Source organism: Spirosoma rhododendri (genome assembly GCF_012849055.1).
GTDB classification, from domain to species: domain Bacteria; phylum Bacteroidota; class Bacteroidia; order Cytophagales; family Spirosomataceae; genus Spirosoma; species Spirosoma rhododendri.
The window spans coordinates 3,400,204-3,425,159 of record NZ_CP051677.1; the positions used below are offsets into that span (position 1 = coordinate 3,400,204).

Consider the following 24,956-nt stretch of genomic DNA (forward strand, 5'->3'; position numbering starts at 1 on the left):
CTTTAAAACGCCCGTATCGCCAGCCAGACGTTCCATAAGCCTAGCACCGCCGTGACCAGTACGACCAAACCCATGCTTAGATTCTGCGTTAGCGTGTTGCAGTATTGGCCTAGCAATGTCCGGTTGTTGACGGCGATGAACAGAAAAACGGTGACGAAGGGAAGCAGTATGCCGTTGATGGCCTGCACGGCCAGGATGACGGGGATCGGCGTTACGTTCAATAAGCCAAATGTTAGCCCTGTTGCCATGACGATGAGCCAGATAGCCCGGTAAGCCACGCCATTTTTCGGGACGCCCAGCAAGCTGTTGGCCGTAACGGAAGCCGCTAGTGGCGCTGTCAGTGAGGAGGCAAATCCGGCCGCGAAGAGCCCGAACGCGAACAACGAACCGGCCCACGGACCAATGCGGTCGGCCAGTACCTGCGCCATGTGCGGATAGGAAAAGTCGGTGGGAATAAGCAGTCCGGCCAGCAGCAGCACAACCGAAATAATGCCGCCGAGGATTACCGCCACCCAGATACCTAACCGCATTTCACTCAGCGACTGCCCACTCGCCGAATCGGTTGGGACAATGCTGGAGCCAAAAAACAGGTTGTATGGCACGATCGTCGTCCCGATCAGGCCATTGATGAGCAACAGCGACCCCGTGGGAATCGCCGGTGTAATGAGCGCTTTCGTTAGGGCAGCCGGTGTGACGGGCGTGCCGAAGGCGACGTAAACGAACGCGCCCCCCATCGCAAAGACGACCAGCCCCAGCATATTCGCCAGTCCCTGCGTCGACCCGATCCAGAGAAGAACAATACAGACCGCACCGACGGCCAGGGTGATTACCGGTGCTGATACTCCTGTCAACAGCACTAATCCCGAGACGGCACCCAGAATATTACCGGCCTGATAAGCTGCGCAGCCCAGAAAAATAGCGCCGAACAGAGCCCACGCTATGCGCCGACCTCGTGCGCCCGTGTATGTTTGCGTTATAACCTGCCCCAGATCGGAGCCGGTAGCAATGGTCAGACGGGCAGCGGCTTCCTGGAGCCAGACGGTGCCGAGCGTCGCGAAGGTCAGCACCCAAAGCAGTTGAAGGCCGTACTGCGATCCGGCGATGGCGCAGGCCGTTACCGAACCCGGTCCGATGAAGGCGGCTGAAATAACCGACCAGAACAGAATACTACCCAGACCCGAGCGAAAGGAAACGTTTTTTGGCATAGCGACAGCGAAGGATTCCGCAAAATACGCCGTACGCACACGTTTACAAGCAATCTCGGCGGTTTTCGTATAGGCCGCGGCTGGAGTAACCGGTCAGCTTCACTTCTTCAAAATACCCTTCTCAACATTCTCGTTGAGCAGTTGCTCGGCGTACTGCCAGATCGTGTCGGAGCCGTTTTGAATGACCTTTTTCTTGGCGTACACGGTGTCGTAGCGCACGTCGAACTCAGCCCATGTACCCCCGTTGTTTGAGGTGTTCTGTAGCAGCGGTTCGAGTCGGTCCATAGCACGGGCAAATTTGGCTTCGTGCGTTTGCCCCGCTTCAAATTCTTCCCAAACGGCGATCAGTTCACTGGCCTGATCGGCCGGTAGCAGGCCGAAAATCCGGTTGGCGGCTTCACGCTCTTCAGCGGTATTGTCGTGGCTTTTCTGGGTGTCGTAGATGAACGTGTCGCCCGCGTCTATCTCGACAATGTCGTGGATCAGCAGCATCTTGATAACCTTGAGCAGATCAACTGGCTGATTGGCGTGCCCAGCCAGCACGAGGGCCATCAGGGACAAGTGCCAGCTATGCTCAGCGTCGTTCTCGTTGCGGTTGCTGTTGAACAGTTTCGTCTTGCGGAGAATGTACTTGAGCTTATCTACTTCCTTGATAAATGTTATCTGTTTGAGCAGGTCGTCGGTCATGCTATTGTCTCGATAATTACGGGACAAAATTGACGCGTGACGATGGGAACGCAATTGCCATTTGGCAAGAAATGCGTCAGGCGATGTTCTTTCGGATGCGGCTCAGCGATGATGGCGTGATGCCCAGGTAGGATGCCAGCATATGGAGCGGAACGCGATTCGCCAGCTTGGGGTAATGGTCCAGAAAATTCAGGTACCGCTGCTGCGCATCCTGAACGAGCATGTTACTGGTGAACTTCAATTTGTTTTCCAGCACGTACGACGTGATTTTAACGAAGATATCGTCCCAGCCGGGGATGTGTGCCGACAGCCGGGCGAAGTCTTCTTTGGAAAAAACCAGCAGTGAACAATCTGTGACGGCTTCGATATATTCGGCGGAGGGCATCTCGTCGCGAAAGCTGTTGATGTCGACGACGAATCGATTCTCATAGACGAAGTAGCGGGTAAAACTGTCACCCCGCTTGTCGTAGTAGCAGACCCGGAAAACGCCGTCGGTCACGTAGCCGATTTGGGTAGATATCTTCCCCGCTTCGGCAAAATAAGCTCCCTTTGAAATAGCCTTGGGCGTCACGGTTGCCTGTATCAGCCCCCGCTGCTGCGCGTCGAGCTGCCCGAATTGACTCAGGTAATCGATGAGTTCGTTCATAGGCTAAAGCTAGTGCGTAAAGCGTGGTGATCGTAGACCTGACAGGTTTCTAAAACCTGTCAGGTCTACGATCCAGTCGTTTTTCGACCATACTCTGTACAATAAAGCCTGTACGCGCTGGTCAACGACAACAGCGGTACAGGCTTTTTGAGTATGTGAAAAGTTGGGCTGGCTTACATCGACTTGCCCGTGGCTGCGCTCAGCACGTCTTTATCAGGATGGGGTTTCACCTGACAGTTTCGGTCGAAGAGCATCGTGGCTCCGCCGTCTTGTGTGTACGTTGGCCAGTTGGGTAGACCCTTATGATTCGGATTGCCGGTGCGGGCGAAGGCGATCCAGGCCCGGCTCATTTTGTCGGCCAGCGTATGCGCTTCCTGACTGCCGCCCGTCATCTCTTCGCACCGGCTGATATTGTCGAACATAAACGGCATTTCCATGCAGTGCATCGACTTGTACATGCCATTGTTAACGGGCGAACTCCAGGTAAACAGGTACATATAGACCGGTGCTTTGCCCGAATTTGCTTTCTGATTGGCCTGCTGAATGGCCCCCGCCCGGAAACCGGTGTCGATGTTGATATAATCGGCGGGAAGGGTCGTTTCGGGGTAATCTTTCTTGACGGCGGCTATGTACGCGTCGGCTTTGTCACCGTAGCGCTGCTGGGCGATAGTTTTAGCCTGCTCCATGCTCGAAATGCGGTTGGCCGGATTGAACGGGCCGAACTCGGTTTTGGTCGAGCCAACCAGTAGCGGAACCTGCGTCGACAGGGCGATGGCTGCGGCATCAGCGGGCTGGTACGGCAGGAAACTACCGTCGTGGATGGGGCCCCAGGTGACGCCGAATGCACCCCGGTCGCTGGCTTTCGCGCTGGCATTCACTTTTTGCAGCGCCTTGCGGCTGGCTGCCAGTAAACGTTCGTAAGGCATCTTTTGCAGTGAGTCGACCTGATTGGGTTGCAGGTTCAGTTCGCCGAGCAGGGCCGCGCTGACCTGCCGGGCTACGCTGGGCTCCATGAAGCTCGACACGTAACTGCCGCTTTGCACGATGGCTTTCTGGAACAGGCCTTTCGCCGAAGGCGCGTTCATCAGGGAGGTCACCTTACCGCCCCCGCCCGACTGGCCGAAGATGGTCACGTTGTTCGGGTCACCACCAAATTGAGCGATGTTTTGCTTGACCCATTGCAGGGCCGCGACCAGATCCAGCAGGCCCGCGTTCGCCGAATTTTTGTACTTATCACCGTAGGCCGACAGGTCCAGAAAACCCAGCACGTTCAGCCGGTGATTGAGCGATACCATTACCACGTCGCCTTTCTTCGCCAGATTCTCGCCGTCGTACGAAGGCAGCTCCATCGAAGAACCCATCGCGAAGCCACCACCGTGGAGCCATACCATAACGGGCCGTTTCTTCGCGGAGGTTGCCTGCGGAGTCCAGACGTTCAGGCTCAGGCAGTTTTCGTTGGTAACGCCCCAGTTGTGCTGGAACGCAAACTCGATGTCGTCGGCACCTGCACCGCTCAGCGCGTCGATGGGGCAGACCGGACCATACACGGTCGACGAGCGAACGGCAGTCCAGGGCGTGGGTTTTTCGGGGGCCATGAACCGGTCGGCGCGGGCGTAGGGAATGCCTTTGAACGTAGCGGTACCGTTGTGGATGTAGCCGCGTACCGGACCTGATTCGGTCGAGACGGTAGCAATGCCGGTACCCGCCTGAATGGGCATAGCCGTTTGACCAGCCGTTTGGGCCGTAGCTAGTCCGGAAACCATACTTGCTGCCACGAGCAGACTGAGTGTAAAGCGATTCATAAAAACAGGGTTTAGAAACAGGATGTAAATGACTAAGGTGTACGAAGGGTGCTGAATAGGAACGTAAGCGCAGCGCGGTCGGGTAGGGGGCGGGCCCGAATCACCGTGTCGAGTTGCATGATGGAATCGTTGGGAGCGGAAAAGGCGGGCCAATGCGGCAGACCGCTACCGTTTGGGTTGCCGGTTTTGATAAAGTTGGCCCAGTACGTCGCTATCGCACGTGCCAGCTGATCGTCGGCGGGGCGCAGCGGGCGAAGCTGTTTGTCGATAAAGCGCAGATTATCGTACGCGTACGGGACTTCGGCCGTGTGAAATGCGCCGTAGCTGGCATACTCGCCCGTGGCGGGTACCTTGCGCGTAAACCGATACACGTAAACCGGTAACCGCTGCTGTGCCTGCGTAACCGCCCACTGGTAGTTCTGCGCACCGAACGTTCGGTCGCGGGCGATGTTGCGCTGCGATTGAGCCGCTTCGGCATCGCTACCGGCCGGGTAATAGCGCAGCATCGTTTCGGCCCGACTGCCGTATTGCTGGTCGAGTTGCGCTTTGTAATCGGCCGCGCTCTTTTGCGGACCAAACGCGAGCCCTTCGTCTTCGTTCCAGCCGGTCAGCAGGGAAACCGGATTCTGCTTTCGGTCGGCGAAGAGTTGCGCAATGGAAGCGGGCAGGACGTAGCCGTCGATGATCGGTCCGCGCATGGCCTGGCTCTGCTTCAACAGTGCTTCGGCCGGAAGCGCCCGTAACTCCGCCAGTGTGGAAGCGCCCAATGCCTGAGCCGTTTTCTGCCCGTCTGCTTCGGCTTCCCGGAGTGATGGGTAGGGCGTAGCAAAACGGGCTCCGCTCTGGGCGATGGCTTTGGTGAACAAACCCTTCGCTAAAGGCGACGCAACCAGACAGTTGACGCTCATCGACCCGGCCGATTGTCCCGCAATCGTCACATTAGCAGGGTCGCCCCCGAATCGGGCGATGTTTTGCTGAACCCACTTCAGCGCGGCAATTTGATCCATCAGCCCGTAGTTACCCGATGCCTGATTGCTCGATTCACGGGTTAGTTCGGGGTGGGCGAAGAAGCCGAATGGCCCCACCCGGTAATTGACGCTGACAAATACAATGCCTTTTGGGGCGGTCGCTTCGCCGTCGTAGATCGGAACGCCACTGCCCCCGCTGCCAAAGCCGCCACCATAGATCCAGACAAGCACCGGCTTCTTCCGGGCGGCTTGCGTACTAGTCCAGACGTTCAGGTACAGACAGTCTTCACTGATAGGCGCTTTCGGAATCAGGTATTCCGCACTCCACGGGCCAAACGGGTTTGGTTCGCCCTGTACGGGGCTCGGCCCAAAGGCGTCGGCCCGGCGCACACCCGACCAGGGCACAACGGGCTGTGGGGCTTTCCAGCGCAATACGCCAACGGGCGGAGCCGCAAACGGAATTCCTTTGTAGCTGTACACGTCGCCCGCCCGGTTCGGTACACCGGTGATCCGTCCGCCAGTAACCTGTACAACCGGCTCGTCTTTGGCCGACGGACTAACCGCCAGCAGACCGGTCAGCGCGATAGTTGTCAGGCACAGGGCTACGATAGCTTGTTTCATGAACGAGTTAGGGTACGTTGACCGCGTTGGCTTTCAGGATTTTGCTGAAGAACAGCAGTTGGTAGGGTAGGGCATTTTCCCAATATTCCCAGGTGTGGGCGCCGGGCCGTTCGGTGTAGTCGTGGGGTGTACCGTTGGCCAGCAGTTGCCGATGCAGATCGCGGTTGGTTTCGATCAGGAAGTCGTCGACGCCAATGTCGAAAATCAGGGGCAGGTTGTTGGTTTTCAGCTTGTCGGCCAGCGTTACCATCGTGTAGCCGGGGTAGGGTGCGTCGCCCGTTTGGGGTGGACCCAGCAGCTTGGTAAAATTGTCGGCGCGGGACTTGGCAAACTCCGCCGGGACTTTCCAGGTAGCGGTGTTGATATTCATGACCCCACTCATGCTGCCGGCAGCCGCGTACAGATCGGGGTGGCGACTGGCAATAAACATGGCCCCGTGCCCGCCCATCGACAGCCCCGCGATAAGCCGTCCTTTCCGGTCGCGAACGGTTCGGTACGCCTTATCGATCCGGTCGACCAGTTCGCGGCTGATAAACGTTTCGAATTGACTGGTTTTGACCTGCGGACTGTCGAAATAATAGCTGGTCGGGTCGCCTTCGGGTGTAACGATGATGAGCTTGTATTGATCAGCCAGCCGGTGTAACAGCGTTTTGTCGGGCGTCTTGCTCAGCCAGTCGCGGAAGTTGCCCGTCCCACCATGGAGTAGGTACAGCACCGGGAATTGCTGCTGTCCGGCTCTGTACGCATCGGGCACGACGACGGCGGCCCGGAGCGTGCGGTTCATGGACGCGCTCGATATATCCAGCGTATCGACAGTGGCGCTAAATGCCCCAAATGATAACGCGCACAGACTAGCCAGAAGCACTAGACGGGGTAAAAACATAAAGCTGATGAACAGACGTCGTTTATATTTAAGTCAAAGCTACGAAACCTACCAGTACGTAAAAATTACGCAAAGGTTTTTTTGTGCTATATATGGCTTTTGTATAAACTTTGGGGGTGAAGAACGGGATGATGACTGATTACATACGCGCTTTGTCGATCGACGGCGTGATTTTTGGCTTTCACGAGAATGAACTCAAGGTGCTGTTGCTGCGCTGGAAAGGAACCGACGAATGGAGTTTGCCGGGTGGCTTTATTCGCATGCAGGAGTCAGTCGATGTGGCTGCGCAACGCGTGGTGCAGGAGCGAACGGGGCTAACCCAGCTTTATCTGCGGCAGTTCCACGTCTTCGGCGACGTAAATCGGTACGATCAGGTGGACGTGTGGCGTCGGGCCGGTTTATCGTTCGATGAACGGGATATGTGGCCCCGCGCCATTTCAATCGGGTACTATGCCTTGGTGGAGTATTCGAAAGTAGAGCCCACCCCCGATCATCTAACGGAAGCCTGCGCCTGGTGGTCGCTCGATACACTGCCGAACTTACTGTTCGATCATAATCAGATCATCGAAGTCGCGCTTCAATCGTTGCGAAAGGAGCTGAACGAGCAGCCCATTGGTCATTTGTTGCCGGAAGCGTTCTCGATTCCTGAGTTGCAGCGGCTTCACGAGACCATTCTGGGGCACGCGCTGGATGCCCGTAATTTCTACAAGAAAACCATCGCGTCCGGTGATCTCGAACGACTACCCGAACGTCGGCGGGGAACACCCCACAAAGCGCCATTCCTGTACCGCTTTCGGCCGTTGGAGCCGGTATAAAGAAAGGGGGCTTGCCGGTCGAAACCAGCAAGCCCCCTTTTAATTAGTGAAGCAGGTTACTACGACAGGTATTTGCGCAGCATCCAGGCATGCTTCTCGTGCTCTTCCATCAGCCCCGTCAGGAAATCGGATGTACCTGCATCGCCCAGTTCGTCGGTCTTGTCGACATCTTCGCGCAGTTCACGGATGATCTGCTCGTGGTCAGCCAACAGACGCTTGAACATGTCGGGCGTACCGATGTGGCCGTCGTAATCTTCTTTCAGGCTGGTTTCGGCCAGGAAGTCTTTCATCGTCGCTACCGGACGACCGCCCAACTGACGGACGCGCTCGGCTACGAGGTCGATTTCTTCTTCCAGTGCGTTGTATTGCTCTTCAAAAAACTCGTGATATTCTTTGAAGCTTGGGCCCGCAACGTCCCAGTGGAACTTACGGGTTTTGATGTATAGTACGTGTAGGTCGGCCAGGAAAGCGTTCAGAAGTTCGTTATCCTTCTTAAGCACGTCTGCGTCAAGGCCAATATTGGGTTGCAATGCCATAGCAATTGTTAAGATTAATGGTTACGACGACGGTATAATAGCTTATACCGGCTTCTGATAAATTAACCACTGTGCGGGCTGTTTGTTTGTTCTGACCATCGTCTTGCCGGTTAACATACAGCTACCGACCTACTTATACCGACACGCTTTCGGATCTGATTCCTGAAAATAGGCTTTGTAATTTTTGGCCTTCGGGTCCATGCACCCCTTTAGCTCGAGCAGTTTGATGTTCCGGAAGTCGATGGCGTGGCTTTCGCTTTGCAGGGCGATGTAGCCTTCGGTCAGGGGCGTGTTGGCGCGTCGAAGCCACTCTTCCGGATGGGTAATGCCCGCCTTTGCCCAGTCGTAATCCTCGCTGACATAGCCCCCGCCGATCTGCGTTTTGCCATAGGCCAGCACCGTTTTTCCATTGACCAGATGCCGAACCGAATCGCCCAGTACGACTACCTCAACGCTCACCCACTGATCGCCGTCGTAGGTTTTGGAGTCGGAGTCGATGATGTGCTGCGTATTGAGTTTACCCTCGAAGTGAACCTGCGTACCGGGCGTGCAGAGGTTGGCTGTATGGCGCGTCCCCTTACCCAGACCGCCCAGCAACTGCACCTCCAGCGACACCGGAAAGGCTTGCTTCAACTCGTTACTTTGCGCCGACTGCGAATGGATCATGACGCCACTGTTGCGCACGTTCCAGCTATCGCCCCCGGCACCTGCTCGCCCTGAAAGCGGTAGTCGAAGCGCAGGATATAGTGCGAAAACGGTTTCTTGTAGTACAGGTGCCCGTATTTGCCGTCGAAGCGGTTGTAAGCGGGCTGATCGTAGACGATACGCAGCATCCCGTTTTCGGCGCGGAAGGCGTTGCCCACGTTATCGTCGAGCGGATACCCCGCAACTTTAGCGTCCCAGCCGGTCAGGTCTTTGCCGTTGAACAGGTAGAGCCAGTCGTTGTCGGTCGCGCCCTTCTGGGCCTGCGCAGTAGATACGACTGTCAAAATGAAAAGAAAAAATAGAGTGTGTTTCATGCTTCGGAGGAATAAGAGCGAACGAAGTAGCCTGATAACGCAATTGTGCGCCAATTCTACCGACGCAGGTTCTGTTGCATGTACACGCGCATGAGCCGCTCCAGGAATTTTGGCGTGTCGATGTACGTGCCAATGTCCGCGTTCGGAGACTGGTTGGGTGTCAGTTTGGTGAACCCTTTTTCATCGACGGAAACGTGGGCGGGCTGCGTCTTGAACAGGTCGGGCCAAAGCACCATCCCCACAGCTACCGCATCGAACAGTACCGGGTCCCGGTCGGCATTCCACAGCGTTTGTAAGCCACACAGGGCGTTGGTCAGCGGGCTTTGGCGCATGAGTAGCTTCTGGCGAAAAGCCGCGTCGGCCCGCACGAAGGCGGTGATGTCCAGTCCGGCATAGGTGATCGGAACCCCGCTATTGACAAACTGCTGTGCTGCCGATGGGTCGACAACGACGTTCCATTCCGCATTGGGCGTAGGCGACCCGTTATAACCGACGTAAAATGAGCCGAACATAGCTACCACTCGTTTCGCCAGACCCAGCGCACCCGGTTCGCGCTTGAGCAGATCGGCCATATTCTGGACCGGCCCTACGGAAATAACCGTCACCTGACCGGGATACTGATGCAGTTTATCCTGAATAAACTCGACCGCCGATTCCCGGATCGGTACTTTGCGCGAAAAACCTTTCGCATAGTGAAACTGATCGGCGTACCAGTTGGCGCGTTCATTCATCGCACGCGTGTCACGGCCCACGGCAACCGGGATGCTGTCGAGCCCCCAATCGTAAAGCAGCTGACAGGCCAGCCGCGCCCGGTCGTCGGTGCGACCGTAGCAGGTGGTTACGCCAAGCACTTCCAGTTCCGGACTGGCAAAGAGCAGCGCCAGCGCGTACGCGTCGTCGATGTCGTCGCCGAGGTCACAGTCGAAAATGACTTTCGTGCGTTCGCGTCCGGCCGTCTGCGCCATTGACATTGTGATTCCCAAACTAAGGAGTAGAGCAAGGTATACGTACCGGGCGGTGGTCATGAAGATCGTCTTGAACTATGGTTTTTCTTGAACTGTGATTTGTTTGATTAATTGATTTCGCTGATTTTTCTAATCGTGGTCAAGTAATCAGCGACAATCACAGATCAAGATTGCCTGAACTATGATTCATCTGATTTACGGATTTCGTTGATTTTTTTAATCATAGTCTATCAGTGAAATCAGTATTAATCACAGTTCTGATATTCTTGAACTGTGATTAATACTGATTTACGGATTTCGCTGATTCTATAAAGTAAATCACAGTCCATCAGCGTAATCAGACGAATCACAGTTCATGACTGATTGCCTTGATTGTTTTAAATCATAGTCCATCAAAGTAATCAGCGACAATCACAGTTCAAGATCAATCAAAAAAATCACAGTTCAAGAATCAGCCCCACCGCCACCGGGGGTTTCGAGTCGGATGCGTTCGCCGGGTTGCATCGGGCGGGTGAAAATGCCGGGTAATGCGTCGGTAGTGCCATCCGGGCGAAGTAGCGTTTGCTGGCCCGTTGCGCCGGGCTGGGCACCGTTCAGGCCGTAGGGGGCGACCTGTCGGTGCTGACTGACCAGCGTCGCCTGTACTGGTTCCAGAAATTCGATTTCGCGAATGATACCGTCGCCCCCGCGCCAGGTTCCGGCTCCGCCCGATGCGGGTCGTATGCCGAACTGATGCAGGCGAACGGGGTAGCGTCGCTCCAGTTCTTCGGGGTCGGTCAGGCGGGTGTTGGTCATGTGCTGATGCACCGCCGACCTGCCATCAGCACCGACTGTCGCGCCCGCACCCCCGCCGATGGTTTCGTAGTAGCCAAACGCGCCCGCGTCGCCGGAGCGGCCGAACAGAAAATTGTTCATCGTCCCCTGACTACAGGCTGCCAGCCCCAAGGCTTTTAACAGCGTATCGACCAGCCGCTGACTGACTTCGGTATTACCACCAACCACCGCCGGACAAGCCGCATCGTCGTCGGAAAACAGTGGATTCAGAAAAGAACTGTCGGGCAGAATGATGTCGACAGGCATCATCAGCCCTTCATTGAGCGGAATGTCACGGTCGACCCACAGTCGCAGTACGTACAGAATAGCACTGTGCAGAATGGATACGTTGGCGTTGAGGTTATGCGGATGAACGCCCGACGTGCCCGTAAAGTCAACCCGCAGCCGACCGTCGGTAACCCGCATGCTGACCTGAATCGTATGACCGTCGTCGAGTGATTCGGTGGCTGCAAACGACTGCCCGTCGAGGGGTGTCAGGACTGAGCGGATAGCCTGTGTCGCGGTTTGTTGCAGTAGACCCATGTAGTGCTGAACCGTCGACAGACCCTGTTGCCGAACGAGTTGCTGTAAAGCGGTTTCTCCCGCCCGCAGCGACGCCAGCCCCGCTTCAATATCAGCGCGATTTTCGGCCAGTGATCGGGTCGGATACGGTGCATTCGCAAAGCGACTACCCAGACCGAGTACTCCATCGGTCAGGGTATCCCACTGAAAAACACCGTTTCGAACGACGTACTGCGGCTTCAGCACGACCCCTTCTTCGATAAGCGAGGTCGCGTCCGGCGGCATTGAACCGGGTACTTTTCCGCCAATCTCGGCATGGTGCGCCCGGTTGATGACATAGCCAATAAGCTCGCCCGTGTCGGTAAAGGCACCCTGTAGTAACGTTACGTCGGGCAGGTGCGACCCGCCAAATTTGGGGTGGTTCGTAATCAGTACGTCGCCGGGGCCGAGTGGCAATTCGGCCAGACACAGCCGCGCGCAAACGCCCAGACTGCCCAGGTGCACCGGAATGTGCGGTGCATTGGCCACCAGCCGGGCCTCGCCGTCGAGCAAGGCGCAGGAGAAGTCGAGTCGCTCTTTGACGTTGGTCGAGAAAGCGGTTCGCTGGAGCTGAGCGCCCATCTCCTCCGCGATCGCCCGAAACCGCTGCGTAAACAGTTCCAGTTCAACCACTGTGTTCCGGTTGGATTTATCTGCGGTGGCCGTTTCCACGGGTACCGTCTCCACGTCAGCAATATACTCGGCGATAGCGTCGCGGCTGGCCTGGACAATGAGTCGCCAGCCGGATTCGATGAAGGCCGACGAGGTTGTGTTGAGCAGCAGGGCCGGACCGCGAAATGTGTCGCCCTCCTGCAAACGAGTCCAGTCGTAAGCGGGGTAGCGGCCAGCCTGAAAAGCGGGTACGGCCTGCCGATGCAACCGCGGGCGTTGACTGGCCGCACCGGAGTCAGCTACCGTGCTGACAACGACGCGCAGACTGACCAGCTCGATTGGCCGGTCGGCGGGGTAATGGCCGTATAACTGCTGGTACTGGGCAACAAAGTCGTCGGCCAGCCGATGACTGACGGGTACGTCCACGGTTGCTTCCTGCCCCTGCAAGCGTAGGAATGCCTGCGCTGACCGGGTTTCGATTGGTTCGGAAACGCCTACATCCTCCCGCAGGGCCGCTGTCGCTTCATTGGTCAGCTGATTAACCAGCTCGTCAAGACTGTCGATCAGCGGGTCGAGGGGGCGCAGGATGGAACGGGTAGCGGTGCGTTCGATGCGTGCCTGACCGATGCCGTAAGCGCTCAGCAAGCCGCCGTCGAAGGGGAGAATCAGGCGTTCCATCTGTAACAGGCGGGCAATGGCGCAACCGTGCAGACCGCCCGCTCCGCCGAACACCAGCAACGGGTACTGGGCTGGATCGAAGCCGCGCGACACACTGATCTTGCGTATCGCCCCCGCCATGAGTTCGTTGGCAATTTCCTCAAAACCACGCAGTACCGCCAACGGATCGGGAGCCGTTCCGGTTTGCTGACCAATCTGTTCGACAATAGCGTGCAGAGCCGCCTGTGCTCGATCGGGAAAAATCGGGATGCCAAATTGCTGCGGGTGAAGCTTACCCAGTAACAGATTAACGTCGGTGATCGTCAGCCGGGGTGTTTGGCCGATGGGGGTAGCGCCGTAGCAGGCCGGGCCGGGATTGGCCCCCGCGCTATGCGGCCCGACGCGCAGTTGACCCCCGGCCTGTTTGTCAGCACCAATGCCGTCGAACCAGCAGATCGAACCCCCGCCGGCGGCTACGGTTTCGATGGCCAGGGCGGGGAGTTGCAACTCGAACGGGCCAATGTGCGTCGAGAATCGATAGTCGGGCGTACCGTCGATGCGGGCGACGTCGGTGCTGGTACCGCCCATGTCGAGGGTCAGTACCCCCGGCTGATCGAGCGCGGCCGCAATAACCCCGGCCCCGACGACACCCCCCGCCGGTCCGCTCAGCAGACTGTCTTTAGGCTGAAACAGGTCGGCCCGCACCAGTCCGCCCGCACTCGTCATAATCCGTACCGGTTGTCCGCCCAATTGGTGCCGGACGTTGATTAAGTATGTATCGAGAACCGGTTGCAGATACGCATCGACAACGGTGGTTTGCGTGCGGGCAACATAGCCGGGCGTGGCCGACACATTCGTCGAGCAGGTGATCCGGTTGAAGCCAGCCTGTCGGAGTCTATCGCGCAGTTGCTGTTCGTGAGCCGGGTTGCGGTAGGCATGTACCAGCGAAATAGCGATGGCATCGGGCTGAAGCTGACGTAGCTGGTCGAGTAAGGCGTCGGGTTGGGGCAGGGGCGTCAGTACCGTACCGTCGGCCTGCAACCGCTCATCGATTTCCAGTACATCGGTGTACAGGGTTTCGGCGGGCGGGATGGCCAGCTGAAACAGGTCCGGGCGCTGCTGCGTGCCGATCAGCAGCAGATCGCGAAAACCACGGGTAACGAGCAGCGCGACTCGCCCACCGCGTCGTTCGAGCAGGGCGTTGGTTCCTTTGGTCGTACCCAGCCGCATGTCCAGCGTTGGAAACGGCTGATCGAGGGGCGTTTGCGTCAGGAGTCGAGCCGCCAGCACGGGTGCTTCCTCACCCGTGAACAGTTCAATTGTCGCCGTCGGCAGGGCTACTACAGCCGGATTGTCAACGGTTAACTCGCCGTTGATCGATAGCGACGTAACCCGCGCCGTTTCGTTTGTGTCGAGTACGCGCAGCTGATAGCCACTGAAGATGGGCGCAGTTAGCCACGGAGCCGTTAGTTTACCATCGCGCCATTGCGCCCGCAGGCGACTGCTGCTCAGAACTTTTGCGCGGTGTATATGCCCGTTTGGGTCACGGGCCAGGCCGTCGGTAAACGTCCCGCCCGTATCAATCCAGATGTGCCACATAGTGGGGTTTAAAGTTTACTGTTCAACGTTTAACGTTGCGCTGATATACCGATTTGAACTGCGTCTGCGCTAGCAACCTTAAACTTTAGACTACAAACCTCAAACTTAATATTTCGCCGGCTGGCCGGGTTTTGGGGTGCTTTTCTGGATGAATTTGCGGAGGTTCTCGTTGCTGCTGGCGAGGTCTTCCCGGCGCAGGTAGAGCATGTGGCCGCTACGGTACCCTTCCCACGACATCCGGTCACGCAGCTTGCCGCTGGGGTCGATTTGCCAGAGATTATACTGTGCGTTATAGTAGTCGCAGGCCCCGTCGAAATACCCCGACTGGACCAGCACATGCAGGTAGGGATTCTGCAACATGGCCTGATGCAGGTTTTCGCCTGTGCGGTTGTTGGCATTATCCCAGGGGAAGGTCGGGCCGAACATGAAGTATTTCAGGTCGGTCTTGTAGTTCAGCTCGTCGCGCATGTACATGTTGATGGCGGGCGTGAACGAGTGCAGCCACGACGTTAGCTCGGCGTTGTAATCGGGGCCGGTACCGGCGTCTTTGGCGTCGATGCCCCGGTAGCGCGAGTCGAGCCGACCAACGGTGAAACCTTTATCACGGAGCAGTTCTTTCCAGAAAAAATTGAGCGGTACGTCGAGGTTATTCTGCATCACGGCCGTGGTCGACAATCCCGAATAGCGGGCCACTTTGGCCGCGATGTCCTTGCGTTTCTGCTCGGGTAGCGAACCCCCATCGACAGGGCCGGCAGGTACTCCGACATCGTAAACGCTTCGACCTCCGGCAGCATGGCGGTCAGGTCTTTGGCCTGTAGATCGGCTGGCAGGGCCTTGTGGTACCAGGCTGTTGCGGCCATGTAGGGCAGTTTGAGCGCCCCCTGTCCCGGACCGCCCCGCTCCAGACCAAGACCCGTTGGCGATACCAGAATAACCCCGTTGAGGTACATCCAGTGGCTGTTCTGTAGTTCGTTGGCCAGCCCCGACACCCGCGTGGTACCGTAGCTTTCGCCAATCAGATACTTGGGCGACGACCAGCGGTTATAGCGGCTGACAAAGGTGTTGATCCACTCGGCGAGGTACTTGATGTCGGCGTTGACACCGAAAAACAGCTTGGCCGCCGGAACGTCTTTGTTGGCCGGACGCGAAAAACCCGTGTTGACCGGGTCGACGTACACAATGTCGGCCACGTCGAGGATCGAATGCGGGTTGTCGCGCAGACCGTAGGGCTGAACGGGGTAGCCTTCGTCGTCGACTTTCAGAATGCGCGGCCCGGTGTAGCCCAGCATCATCCAGACGGATGCCGTACCGGGGCCACCGTTAAACGAAATCACCAGCGGGCGACTGGTTCGGTCGGAAACGTCAGACCGTTCAAAGTAGGTGAAAAACACACCCGCAGCGGCTTTGCCTTCATCGTCCCAAACCGGAATCGTTCCGGCAGTGGCTTTGTAGGGCACCCGCTGCCCTTTGATCGTCACCTGTCCGTTGGTAACCACCTGCTTGTCCAGATCAAGCGTGCGGGTGGTTTTCATGGCCCGGTCGGCGGCAAATTCTTTGTCGGCGGCTGGCTGGGCTTTGTCGGTAGTGGGCTTCTGGGCAATCGAAGCTGAAATCGTTAGGGCAACGAGGGAAGTAAGTAAACCAATTCGGCGCATGGCGTTGTGAGATGGCGGTCGATGAACAGGATAAACGTTCGCAAAATACGGGTTATCCGTTGGTTTTGGGTGTTCAATCGGGCATCTGGCCGAATAAGCCCTAACTTGCGGCAGCTTATGTCTATGGCTGGACGCTTGCCGTAGGCGATACAACTCCTCTATGAAACAAACTATTCTGACCCTGGTAAGCTGCCTTTTTGTGTGCAGTAATCTCATTGCGCAAACCGCTCCGTTACCCCGTATTGCCATTGCCGGTTTGGGTATCGAATCAAGCACGTTTTCACCCGCCCGTACCGAAGAACCTGCCTTTCACGCCCGCTACGGGCCCGAAGTATTCAACGCGTATCCGTTTATGATGCCGATGGCCCCGCTGCGGAAGCAGGCGGTGTGGCTACCCGCCATCGTCGGGAAGTCGCTGCCGGGGGGAGCCGTTACCCGCGAAGCGTATGAGTCGCTGGTGAAAAAGACGCTGGATTCGCTGAAGAAATACGGGCCCTACGACGGCATGTATTTCGACATTCACGGCGCGATGAGTGTTGTTGGGCTGGATGACCCCGAAGGTGATTTTCTGCAACGCATTCGGGACGTAATTGGCTACAAAACACTGATTTCGACTTCGATGGATTTGCACGGCAACGTGTCACAGCGGCTGGCGCGCAATACCGACCTGATGACCTGCTATCGGATGGCACCCCACGAAGACGCCATGCAGACGAAAGAGCGGGCTGTCACGAACCTGCTCGAACGGCTCAAGAGCGGGAAGGGTAAACCCGCTTACAAAGCCTGGATTCCGGTGCCGATTCTGTTGCCGGGCGAAAAAACCAGTACGCGTGTCGAGCCGGGGAAGAGCCTGTACGCGCAGGTAGCGCCGATCGCCAATCAGCCGGGTATTGTCGATGCCGCGATCTGGATTGGCTATGCCTGGGCCGACGAGCCGCGTAACCATGCCGTGGTGATGGTAACCGGCGACGATAAAGCGAAGGTAAGTCAGTCGGCGGAAACGCTGGCGAAGGCATTCTGGGACGTTCGAAATCAGTTCGCGTTCGTGGCCCCAACGAGTACGCTGGAAGATTGTCTGGCAAATGCCATGAAAAGCCCGACGCACCCGTACTTCATCAGCGACATGGGCGACAATCCGACCGCTGGTGGTGCTGGCGACGTAACCTGGACGATTACGCAGTTGCTGGCCCGGCCGGAGTTTAAAAAGGCGGATAGCCCCGCCCTGATTTATGCGTCGATTCCGGATTCGCTGTTCATCAAAAAAGCGATTGCCGCCGGGGTAGGGGGTACTGTCGACGGCACGGCGGGCGCTGTCGTCGATCACCGGTTTGCCCCGCCTGTTCGGTTGACCGGTACGGTCGAGTCAATTGTACACGGCGATCGGGATGCCGAGGTGGAAGCGGTGGTGAAGGTAGGTAGCGCCCATGTGATCGTGACCAAAAAGCGGAAGCCTTACCATCGGGAAGCCGATTTTACCCGGCTAGGGCTGAAGCCGCGCGAGGCAGGTCTGGTCGTCGTGAAAATTGGTTATCTGGAACCCGAGTTGTACGCCATGCAGAAAGGCTGGATGATGGCGCTGACGCCCGGCGGTGTTGATCAGGACCTGAGCCGCCTGGGCTACAAGCGCATTCAGCGCCCCATGTTCCCGCTGGATGCCGCGACGATGAAAACGCCCGACCTCTCGACCCGCTGGATCCCCGTATCGGGCGACGCGAAGTAAAATTATTTCAACACGGAGGCACAGAGACCACGGAGAAAAGTCTTTGTGCCTCCGTGTTGAAATAGACAATCTGTTGATTACGATAAGCTGACCGTTTCATCGCGCTCAATAGATCGTGGACGTGTTGTGTGAAATGAGCCTTTGTTGAGATGATTGTTTTTTTAACAACGGTCAAGGATGGGTAGTAGCCTATGATGACAGCGTTCTTAAAAAGTTTATTCACCGTATAGGTTTCTCAAAAAATCGTCTAACCTGACCGGGCTCCTACCCAGAAGGTGCTTTACGTCACTTTTACCCGTATCAAACTCCCCGTGCGCAATCGCCTTGGCGTACCGGGCAATGTAGGCTGCATCATCTGCGGAAAGGCCAGCCTCCACAAGCTGCGCAATGTATAAACTTGTTTCAGGTTGGTGATAGGCGATCGTCTTCCCGGTACTATCGGATAACATGGCAGCAATTTCCGCAAACGAAAAAGCGGTTTCTGCTGCGATAACGTACTCCTTATTTTCGTGATCCGGAGTAGTTAGTACAACGGCCAATGCCTCCGCCATTTCTGTTAGGGGTAAAAAGGGGGTTTTACCGGCTCCGGCAGGGATAGAGACTCCCTTATCCAACACGTCCTTTCCAATAAGAAAAGGAATCAAATCAGCATACAGTGTATTACTCATCACGGTATAAGGAATGGCTGCCTGCTTTAAATAGCCAGCTGTATAGGCGTGGTATTGAACATTTTCCGTCGCTGTGCCCTGATTTAAATCGTTCATCTCGAAGCTCGTATAAATAAGGTGACTGACTCCCGTTTCCTTGGCGGCATCAATCGCATTCTTGTGCTGCCCAAACCGGTAAGCAATATCGGCTGAAGACGATATTAGCAGTAGCTTGTCTACACCGTGGAACGCCTTTTTCAATGAGTCAACATCCTGGTAGTCACCGAGTCTCACCTGAACCCCTTTTGCCTTCAAGTCGGCTGCCTTTGTTTCATCTCGTACCAACGCCGTGATGTCGGATGTAGCTATACCCTTGTCTACTAGTGAATGAATGGTTGCTTTCCCTAAATTGCCTGTTGCACCCGTTACTAAAATCATGATCTTTATTTACGATTAACGATAAGCTACTTATCCCATGAACAACCGATATAGCTTATTAAAAGTGACTAGTGATGGTTCGCGTCAAAACAAAAAGTGGTAACCTAAACGTGACTAATGGCAAAAAAGATAGACACCAATGACTGCGCTGTTACGGCGACGATCGATCTGATTGCAGGAAGGTGGAAATTGACTATTCTGCACGTGCTTCTCCGACACGATCGGCGTTTTGGGGAAATCCTTGTTCGGATACCCGCTATTTCCAGGAAGGTGTTAACTCAACAACTCAGAGAGCTTGAAGCGGATGGCTTAATCAGTAGGAAACAGTATAAGGAACGTCCTCCCCGGGTAGAGTACGCGCTCACCGGTTTTGGTCATAATCTTTGCCCTTTGTTGGCACGTATGGCCGATCTGAAAAATGGTGTTAGCTAGTCAAACTCGGAAAGTTTACATTTTGCGAGCTTTTCGAGTGCATCCATAGAAGGTTGTCTCAGGTGGAGTGTTTTGTGGGATGGCTGGTTCTTAGTTCTAATCCGCAACGTAGATTGTGTCATCAACGTGATATGGGGAGCGCACCACTCCAGATTGTCAGCGACGGAAGCCAGGGTGAAATGATCTAAAACGACAAAGTAGTTGAAAATCAGGGTTTTCCTGCGTACCTATGGGGGTAGATAACGACTCGTCACGGGCTTCTCACTGTTCATGGACCATCCCACCGTTCGCGAATTACTACAGACAACAGCTGCCACCACGCAGATGTGCAGGCAGATCACGCAACGGTCAATGGATCGTCAGGAGCGGATGAGGGTACGCCTTGCCGGGATTGATCTTAGGATAGAGATCGTGTCAGATGAGCTTAAATGCTTACAACAGGGCTGATACGCAGCTGAAAAGAAGCCCCCGTCCGCCTAGAGAGGCCGGTCAAGGTAGGGTCCTGCCTGAACACCACCTGGTAGAACTACTTACTGTTCAGTACGTTTGCCAAGTTCAGTATAGCCACCACGAACATTATCACGGCTCCCCTGGGTAGCGTGACAGCAAGCGTTAAGCCCGCCTGGCTCTGGTTTTTATGGGTACTGAGCCCTCCACCAGCCATGTTCACCCTACTCCCCGTACCCCGCTTCATGCCGCAGTCATCGATTAGGGCGATGACCCAACGTGGCATTTATCCAGTACTGGCCCACCTGCGTCAGCCACCAACCCAGCCAATACAGATAGCAACTGGTGCGTCATCAGGCCTGTCTGTCAGAGGTATCTGACGCAATTGCTAACCTGTCATTGCCTGGGTTCAGACACTGTAGCTAACCAGCCCGGTTGTCTGTATCGGGGAGCCGGTTAGCATGCCGATTAATTTACCGTATTTTTACCGGTAAACTGTGACCCATACCTAGATGTATATACCCTCGTCGGACGAAGAAGACAAGCGATTAGCGGCCCTGGAAAGCTACGCTGTGCTGGATTCGTTACCCGAGCAAGAATACGAAGACATTACCAGGCTGGCCGCCCAAATCTGCCAAACGCCAGTAGCCCTGATTACGCTCGTCGATCAGGCCCGACAGTGGTTCAAATCCAACCGGGGCCTTTCCTTCCGGCAAACGCCCCGCGAGCAGTCCTTCTGCGCCCATAATCTACAGGCCCTAAGCAGTTCCCTCGTCGTGGAAGATGCCCGGCAGGACGCGCGTTTTCAGCACAACCCCCTGGTCACCGGCGATCCTCATATTGTCTTCTACGCTGGCGAACCGCTGCTTGATGATGATGGCTTCACGCTTGGGTCGCTGTGCGTGATCGATTTCCAAGTGCGGCAGCTGGACGAGGGGCAGTTGAAGGCACTAAAAATTCTGGCTAACCAGGTGGTGACCTTGCTGACGGCCCGTCGAAGAATGATTCAGCAGGCCCGCTTGCAGCAACAATTGCGAGCCAGCGAAGCCCGCTTCCAGAATCTGGTAATGGCGACTCCCACGGCCACGGCGGTCTTCGTTGGCCGCGAGATGGTCATCCAGCAGGTCAACCCGCCCATGCTGGCCATTTGGGGTAAAGACAACAGGGTGATCGGTAAATCGCTGCACACGGCGATACCCGAACTGGAGGGACAGCCTTTTCTGGCCCAGTTGCAGCATGTCTTTGACACGGGAGAACCCTTTCTTCACCAGGAAGGCATGGCTCACGTAATCGAAAACGGCCAGCCCAGGCAGGTCTACTTCAACCATGCCTACAATCCGCTTGTTGATGAGCAGGGCCAGATTTACGGAGTTATCAATGTTGCTCTTGACACAACGGCGCAGGTCGTAGCCCGTCAGCAGCTGGCCGAGCGGGAAACCCGGTTTCGTAACGTTGTCGAACAGGCGCCCATGGCCATCGGGCAACTCAAAGGTCGGGAAATGATCATCGAGCTGGGCAACGAGCGCATTTTTGAAGTATGGGGTAAAGGCCCATCGATCGTTGGCAGACCCATCGTGGAAGCAATACCGGAGTTGGAAGGGCAGCCCTTTATTGAGTTGATGGCCACCGTTTTCGAGACGGGTGTTCCCTTTTACGGGAAGGCGGTTTTGGCCAAACTCGTCCGGCAGGGCCGACTCGAAGAGGTATATTTTGACTTTAGTTATTCCCCCATCCGGGATACCGCCGGACAAATTAGCGGCATCCTGATTATGGCCGTTGATGTAACCGGGCAAGTGCTGGCCCAGCAGGCCATTGAAAAAAGTGAGCAGCGGTTTCGCCGTTTGGTGGAGGATGCCCCCTTTGGCATTGCCGTCTTCGAGACAGCGGATATGCACATAACGCTGGCCAATGAGACCATCGTCAATCTATGGGGTAAGACCACCGCGGTGATCGGCCAGAAAATAGCCGACGCCTTGCCCGAACTAGCCGATCAGCCCTTCATTCCACTGCTGAAGGTCGTTTACGCGACGGGGGAGACCTACCGTAGCACCGAACAGGCTGCCGATCTGCTGATCGATGGTCGGCTGCAAACCCGCTGGTTTAATTTCGTCTATCAGCCGCTGGTGGATGGGCAGGGGCAGGTGTACGCCATTTTGAACATGGCCGTGGATATTACCGACAAGTATCTGGCCAGTCAGCAACTGCGGCAAAGCGAACAGCGCTATCGGGACTTAGCCGCCGAGCTGGACAACCGGGTACAGGTCCGCACGCAGGAACTGACCCGGCTTAACAACGACCTACAACGGTCTAACGACAATTTGCAGCAGTTCGCCTACGTTGCCAGCCACGATTTGCAGGAGCCCCTGCGCAAGATTCAAACCTTCAGCGACCTGCTGGGATTAGAGCTGGCTACCCATGCCGACCCCGCCGTGGGTGACCATCTACGACGCATTGCGGCCGCGGCCGCCCGCATGTCCGCCCTGGTTCGGGACTTGCTGACCTACTCGCGCGTCTCAACCCGTCAGCAGGCGTTCGGGTCCGTGTCGCTGAGTGAGATCATGGCGGGTGTCGTAGCCAGCCTCTACAAGACGATTCAGCGTACAAACGCCCAACTGGAGGTGGCCGAACTCCCCACTGCCCGGGGCGATAAGTCGCAGCTCGCGCAGCTGTTTGGCAACCTGTTGAGTAACGCCCTCAAGTTTGTGAAAGCTGACCAGCAGCCCCACATTCAGGTGGCGTATACGCATCGTTCGGCCGATGAGTTACCGGCCGAAGTTCACCCGACCACAACGGTTCCGTTCTATCATCAGATCAGTGTGACCGACAACGGCATTGGCTTCAACACCAAATACCTGAGTCGTATTTTTCAGGTCTTTCAACAGCTCAACGGCCGAAATGAGTATGCGGGTACGGGCGTTGGCCTGGCGATTTGCCAGCGCGTGGTAGAAAACCACGGTGGGAGTATCACGGCCTCCAGTGAGGTGGGGCAGGGAGCTACCTTCTGTGTGTACTTACCCGCTTAATTATCAACTTTACCCGCTCATTCCCTTACCCTATACCCTTCGATGGTAGATTCAGATAAAGTCGATCCCCTGGACCAGATGCCGATCATTCATATCGAGAACGATGCCGATGATCATATTCTACTTAAAAAAGCCCTCGGTGCTGCGTCGATTGCAAATCCGGTTCGTTTTTTTCAAGACGGCCAACAGGCGCTTCAGTATTTACAGGCGACCGACGAAGTCCCGCTGGTCATCCTGTGTGATGTACTCATGCCGGGCATGGATGGTTTTGAACTACGCGACCGGATCGATGCCGATCCGGTGCTGCGGATGAAGGCAATTCCGTTTGTTTATTTCTCGACCTGGGGTAGCAATGCACTGGTCAATAAGGCTTACCAGGGCACCATCCAGGGCTATCACCTGAAAGGCCGAAGTTTTGCCGAGCTACAGGCTGAACTCAGCCTGATCGTGGCTTATTGGAAGCGGTGTTTACACCCGCGAAGTTTTCAATGAGAAATGCCCGGATTGGGAAGCAGCCGGAGGGCCGTTCATTCGTACCCGGCAGGCGCACTAACTGAGTTACGAGCGTTATTTATCCAGCTCGTCTTTTTTGGCCGCTATCGTCTCAGCCAATAGCTCGGGTAAGCTCGCGTAATCGATGGGTTTCAGCACATGCCCGTCAAAACCCGCAGCCCAGCTGCGCTGCTTATCGGCTTCCCGACCGTAGCCCGTCAGGGCGATGATGGGCAGCTGCTTCCCCCAGGATTGCCGACGAATATGCGCACAGACGGCATATCCATCCAGCTGCGGCATGCCAATATCCAGCAGCAGCACGTCTGGCTTTAGCAATTCGGCCGCCCCAATGCCGTCCTGTCCATTATAACGCTGATGCACCTCATAGCCCTGCCGCTCCATGATCTTACCCATCAGGTCAACTAACTCCCGATTATCATCCACGATCAGCACCCGTACCGCATCGCGGGACTTCGGGGGGCTTCGGCTTCAGGCACTGAGGGAATTGTCTCCTGCGTGAGCAAGGGTAAGCGGAGGATAAACTCACTGCCCTGTCCGGGGCCCCCGCTTCGGGCCTGGATGTGGCCCTGATGGCCCAGGGCAATCTGTTTGGCCACGGCCAGGCCCAGACCCAGGCCGCCATGCGGGCGATCGATGGAGGTCTCCCCCTGCACAAATAGCTCGAAGATGGCCGTCAGCTCGTCGGCCGGGATGCCCTTTCCATCATCCTTCACGCGCAACACCGCCTGATCAGCCTCCCGCTCCAGACTGATCCAGATATGTCCCCCTTCATCGGTATACTTCGTCGCGTTGCCCAGCAGGTTCATCACCAGCTGCAAAAGCCGGGTAGCATCCCCATCAACTATCAGCGGCTCGGGGGGCAGGGCTACCTCCAGATGTCGTTCGTAGTGCGAAAGCAGCGATTGGGCAGCTTCAACGGTTTGGGATAAGAGCAGACCCAGGTCGAGCGGCTGGCGCAGCAGCCGGATCTTGCCCTGGCGGATGCGACTAACCTCCAGCAGATCGTCGACCATGCGGCTCAGGTGCCTGACCTGTCGGCTCATGCGCTGAACACCGGATGGATAAGACAGTTGGGGGTCCTCCCCCCGGACAGCTCCAGATAGGTCAGCGTATTGGCGATCACCCCCAGCGGATTGCGCAGTTCATGACCCAGCATGGCCAGAAACTCGTCTTTGCGCCGATCGGCGTCCAGCAGGGCGAGTTCCCTTTTCTTGATCGTGGTTACATCATCGAAGGCTACGACCACCAACCGACTACCGAGCGGGCCTACCCGGGATAATTTGGTCCTGATCCAGCGGTCCAAGTCCTGGACGTATTGCTCCAGTTGAATCGGCTTATCGGTTTTGGCCACCTGGGCATAGGCCTCAAACCAGTAGGTTTCGAACCGGGGCAGTATCTGGCTATAGGCTTCGCCCACGACGTTGCTCAGGCCCGACTGTTGACTGAAGGCCTGATTGTATTGACGGACGATAAGATCGGTGATTTTACCTGCCTGGTCGACTACCAATTCGACCAGGCAGAGGCCTTGATCACTGGCATTGCACAGGACTTGACAGTAGTCTTGGAGTAGCGACTGACAGGGGGGCGGATTCGGGGCCTCATCGTTGGTGCTTGTCATGAGCTATAGGGGATTTATGACTAAATCCCCCCTCAAACGAAGAGTTTCGATCCAGCCATTTCAGTGAGCCAATG

The 24,956-nt window shown here is 56.3% G+C and carries 20 protein-coding genes and 1 pseudogene; 5 read left to right on the top strand and 16 right to left on the bottom strand.

Going from position 1 to position 24,956, the window contains the following annotated elements; genetic code table 11:
- Positions 1-2 precede the first annotated feature (2 nt).
- The 6 genes from HH216_RS14035 to HH216_RS14060 form a co-directional block, all read right to left on the bottom strand.
- On the bottom strand, positions 3-1,205 hold the full coding sequence (locus HH216_RS14035) for an NRAMP family divalent metal transporter (RefSeq protein WP_169551369.1): 1,203 nt from the start codon (positions 1,203-1,205) through the stop codon (positions 3-5).
- Positions 1,206-1,304: 99 nt separating this feature from the next.
- Positions 1,305-1,892 (bottom strand): HD domain-containing protein, encoded by a 588-nt coding sequence (locus HH216_RS14040; RefSeq protein ID WP_169551370.1) that lies wholly within the window; start codon positions 1,890-1,892, stop codon positions 1,305-1,307.
- A gap of 76 nt (positions 1,893-1,968) precedes the next feature.
- Positions 1,969-2,538, bottom strand: coding sequence for a Crp/Fnr family transcriptional regulator (locus HH216_RS14045; protein ID WP_169551371.1), 570 nt, complete (start codon positions 2,536-2,538; stop codon positions 1,969-1,971).
- Between the two features lie 173 nt (positions 2,539-2,711).
- Complete coding sequence (locus HH216_RS14050; RefSeq protein ID WP_169551372.1) at positions 2,712-4,340, bottom strand: carboxylesterase/lipase family protein; 1,629 nt, start codon at positions 4,338-4,340, stop codon at positions 2,712-2,714.
- A 32-nt stretch (positions 4,341-4,372) separates the two neighbouring features.
- Complete coding sequence (locus HH216_RS14055) at positions 4,373-5,929, bottom strand: carboxylesterase/lipase family protein (protein WP_169551373.1); 1,557 nt, start codon at positions 5,927-5,929, stop codon at positions 4,373-4,375.
- A 7-nt stretch (positions 5,930-5,936) separates the two neighbouring features.
- Positions 5,937-6,812, bottom strand: coding sequence for an alpha/beta hydrolase (locus tag HH216_RS14060; RefSeq protein WP_169551374.1), 876 nt, complete (start codon positions 6,810-6,812; stop codon positions 5,937-5,939).
- A gap of 131 nt (positions 6,813-6,943) precedes the next feature.
- On the opposite strand from HH216_RS14060, the gene HH216_RS14065 reads away from it, so the two are divergent.
- Positions 6,944-7,627, top strand: coding sequence for an NUDIX hydrolase (locus tag HH216_RS14065; protein ID WP_254448429.1), 684 nt, complete (start codon positions 6,944-6,946; stop codon positions 7,625-7,627).
- 59 nt (positions 7,628-7,686) lie between these two features.
- On the opposite strand, the gene HH216_RS14070 is transcribed toward HH216_RS14065, so the two are convergent.
- From HH216_RS14070 to HH216_RS14090, 6 genes and pseudogenes are all read right to left on the bottom strand, one after another.
- A complete protein-coding gene (locus HH216_RS14070) occupies positions 7,687-8,163 on the bottom strand; it encodes a Dps family protein (RefSeq protein ID WP_174842716.1) in 477 nt (158 codons plus the stop codon).
- 129 nt (positions 8,164-8,292) lie between these two features.
- Positions 8,293-8,829 carry a 3-keto-disaccharide hydrolase gene (locus HH216_RS26690; RefSeq protein ID WP_332871400.1) on the bottom strand — a complete coding sequence of 179 codons (537 nt, stop codon included), beginning with the start codon at positions 8,827-8,829 and terminating at the stop codon, positions 8,293-8,295.
- Entirely contained in the window at positions 8,826-9,182 is a 357-nt protein-coding gene (locus HH216_RS26695; protein WP_332871401.1) for a family 16 glycoside hydrolase, read from the bottom strand. Before HH216_RS26695 ends, HH216_RS26690 begins: the two co-directional genes overlap by 4 nt.
- Before the next feature lie 56 nt (positions 9,183-9,238).
- Entirely contained in the window at positions 9,239-10,165 is a 927-nt protein-coding gene (locus HH216_RS14080) for a nucleoside hydrolase (RefSeq protein ID WP_254448430.1), read from the bottom strand.
- Positions 10,166-10,591: 426 nt separating this feature from the next.
- Positions 10,592-14,389 (bottom strand): hydantoinase B/oxoprolinase family protein, encoded by a 3,798-nt coding sequence (locus tag HH216_RS14085; RefSeq protein ID WP_169551375.1) that lies wholly within the window; start codon positions 14,387-14,389, stop codon positions 10,592-10,594.
- Between the two features lie 105 nt (positions 14,390-14,494).
- Positions 14,495-15,921 (bottom strand): annotated as a pseudogene (locus HH216_RS14090) (S10 family peptidase).
- Positions 15,922-16,204: 283 nt separating this feature from the next.
- Between HH216_RS14090 and HH216_RS14095 the strand changes: the two are divergent.
- Positions 16,205-17,764 (top strand): M81 family metallopeptidase, encoded by a 1,560-nt coding sequence (locus tag HH216_RS14095; protein WP_169551376.1) that lies wholly within the window; start codon positions 16,205-16,207, stop codon positions 17,762-17,764.
- A 215-nt stretch (positions 17,765-17,979) separates the two neighbouring features.
- Here HH216_RS14095 and HH216_RS14100 read toward each other — a convergent pair whose 3' ends face one another.
- The gene (locus HH216_RS14100) at positions 17,980-18,849 is read right to left on the bottom strand and encodes an SDR family oxidoreductase (RefSeq protein WP_169551377.1); all 870 of its coding nucleotides are present in this window, start codon (positions 18,847-18,849) and stop codon (positions 17,980-17,982) included.
- Positions 18,850-18,966: 117 nt separating this feature from the next.
- On the opposite strand from HH216_RS14100, the gene HH216_RS14105 reads away from it, so the two are divergent.
- The 3 genes from HH216_RS14105 (at position 18,967) to HH216_RS14115 (ending at position 23,243) form a co-directional block, all read left to right on the top strand.
- Entirely contained in the window at positions 18,967-19,281 is a 315-nt protein-coding gene (locus HH216_RS14105) for a winged helix-turn-helix transcriptional regulator (RefSeq protein WP_169551378.1), read from the top strand.
- Positions 19,282-20,240: 959 nt separating this feature from the next.
- Entirely contained in the window at positions 20,241-22,751 is a 2,511-nt protein-coding gene (locus HH216_RS14110; protein ID WP_169551379.1) for a PAS domain-containing protein, read from the top strand.
- 42 nt (positions 22,752-22,793) lie between these two features.
- Entirely contained in the window at positions 22,794-23,243 is a 450-nt protein-coding gene (locus HH216_RS14115) for a response regulator (protein WP_169551380.1), read from the top strand.
- Between the two features lie 75 nt (positions 23,244-23,318).
- Here the strand turns inward: HH216_RS14115 and HH216_RS25980 are convergent, their stop codons facing one another.
- Genes HH216_RS25980 through HH216_RS25990 form a run of 3 tightly spaced genes read right to left on the bottom strand, consistent with a single transcriptional unit; the run spans position 23,319 to position 24,882 of the window.
- On the bottom strand, positions 23,319-23,696 hold the full coding sequence (locus HH216_RS25980; RefSeq protein WP_254448431.1) for a response regulator: 378 nt from the start codon (positions 23,694-23,696) through the stop codon (positions 23,319-23,321).
- Positions 23,690-24,307, bottom strand: a complete 618-nt coding sequence (locus HH216_RS25985; protein WP_254448432.1) for a sensor histidine kinase — start codon at positions 24,305-24,307, stop codon at positions 23,690-23,692. The genes HH216_RS25980 and HH216_RS25985 overlap by 7 nt, the downstream gene beginning before the upstream one ends.
- Positions 24,304-24,882, bottom strand: coding sequence for a nitrogen regulation protein NR(II) (locus HH216_RS25990; RefSeq protein WP_254448433.1), 579 nt, complete (start codon positions 24,880-24,882; stop codon positions 24,304-24,306). Before HH216_RS25990 ends, HH216_RS25985 begins: the two co-directional genes overlap by 4 nt.
- Positions 24,883-24,956: the final 74 nt, after the last annotated feature.